The 1,657-nt window shown below is 72.3% G+C and carries 1 protein-coding gene and 1 pseudogene; both read right to left on the bottom strand.

All coding sequences use genetic code 11. The annotated features are described in order from the left end of the window. Window positions 1-257: pseudogene (locus NBZ85_RS30910) on the bottom strand (FMN-binding protein); the annotation flags it as partial. Beyond that, window positions 254-1,606: a ferredoxin reductase family protein gene (locus NBZ85_RS30905; protein WP_261563400.1), complete on the bottom strand. Its 1,353-nt coding sequence runs from the start codon at window positions 1,604-1,606 to the stop codon at window positions 254-256. The pseudogene NBZ85_RS30910 and the gene NBZ85_RS30905, both read right to left, overlap by 4 nt. Between the last annotated feature and the right edge of the window lie 51 nt (window positions 1,607-1,657).

The following is a 1,657-nucleotide window of genomic DNA, read 5'->3' as shown; positions in this document are numbered from 1 at the left end:
GCGCCCGAACCGGCATCGCCCGACCCACCGCTATCGCCGGAGGACTCCTCGTCCCGGCCCGGTCCGGAAAGGTGGTCGCTGTTCCCGGACGCGGCAGGCGTCCGGGCCGGGCTGGCCGAGGCCGGGCGGCCGGCCAGCGCCGCCGGCTGCTCGCCGTGCCCCATCGTGGCTTTCGCGCCGACGACGAGGACGACAGCTCCCAGGAGTCCGGCGAGGCCGAGTCGGGCCCGGTAGGGCCGGCCAGCGTTGTCGTTCATCGCAGGGCGAACTCCTCGGTGTGGATCCGGTCATCGGGCAGGCCCAGGGTGCGCAGGCCCCGGACGACGGTCCGCATCATGCCGACCGGGCCGCAGACGAAGACGTCCCGTTCGGCGACGTCCGGCACCGCGGCGTCGAGGAAACGCGCCTCCAGCGGGTCGTATCCCAGCTCATGCCGGGAGCCGACCACCCGGTGCAACGTCAGTCCGCCGGTCTCGGCGAGCACTTCGAGTTCCCGTCCGAGAGCGAGGTCGCCGGCCTGGCTCGCCCGGTGCACCACGACGACGTCGTCGCCGCGGGTCGCGAGTTCCTCCGCCAACGCCCGGACCGGCCCTATCCCACTGCCCCCGCCGATGAGCAGTGACTTGCCGCACCGGGCCCGCCCGGCGGTGAAGTGCCCGAACGGGCCCTCCGCCAGCACCGGAGTCCCCGGCCGCAGACCGGCGAGGGCGCGGGAATGATCACCGGCGTCCTTGACCGTGATGCGCAGCCGGTGCGGGCTCGGGGGGGCGGACAGCGAGTAGGGGTGGGCGCTGAGCAGATGGCCACGGGCGGCGAAACGCCACAGGAGGAACTGCCCCGGCCTCGCGTTCAGCCGGTGCAGGTCGCGGCCGCGGATCCAGACCGAGACCACGCCGGGCCCCTCCTCGACCACCCGCTCCACCACCATCCGGTGCCCGGCGACGGCCACCACCGGCAGAATGAGTCGCCAGACAACCAGGCAGACGGCGACGGCGACGTACATCGCCGTCCACAGCAGCCGGTTGACCGGATGGCCGGCGAACTCGCCACCGGTCGACGTCTGGTGGAAGTACACCAGGAAGACCGCGAGATACACGGTGAGATGCAGCGCGTACCAGACCTCGTAGGACAGGTGCGGCCGGGCGGCCCGGGCGCTGACCGCACCGATCGCGACGAACAGCAGTGTGCCGACCGTGGCCTTCCACATGTCGGGATAGGTCATGATCACGGTGTAGAGCTCGGACAGTGGCTGATGATGATCTGTCAGACCGTAACCCCACACGGTCAACAGGACATGCACGACGAGCAGCAGGACGACGTTCGTGCCCAGGCCGCGGTGCCAGGCCGCCAGCCGGTCAAGGCCGACCGCGCGTTCCAGGACCGGGATCCGCGCCATCAGCAGGAGCTCCAGCAACACCAGATACGTCGCGAGCAGGCCGCAGACCCGGCCGGCGGCGGTCAGGACGAGCCCGGCGCCGTGTACGCCGGTGGCCGCGGTGTCGAACCACCACAAGGCCACCACGGCGACACCCCACGCAGTCAGAACGAGGCGCACGGCCAGCTGGGGAGACCAGCGCAACGGCGCCAATCGCCGACGCCCCGTGATCGGCCCCGGCCGGCCCGGCCGGGTCACGGGGTGCCCTGGGGGGGCGGGGTG

Source organism: Frankia tisae, assembly GCF_025403405.1.
In the GTDB taxonomy this organism is placed as follows: domain Bacteria; phylum Actinomycetota; class Actinomycetes; order Frankiales; family Frankiaceae; genus Frankia; species Frankia tisai.
The sequence above is the reverse complement of the archived record's forward strand: the minus strand, read 5'-3'. Positions and strand labels throughout refer to the sequence as shown.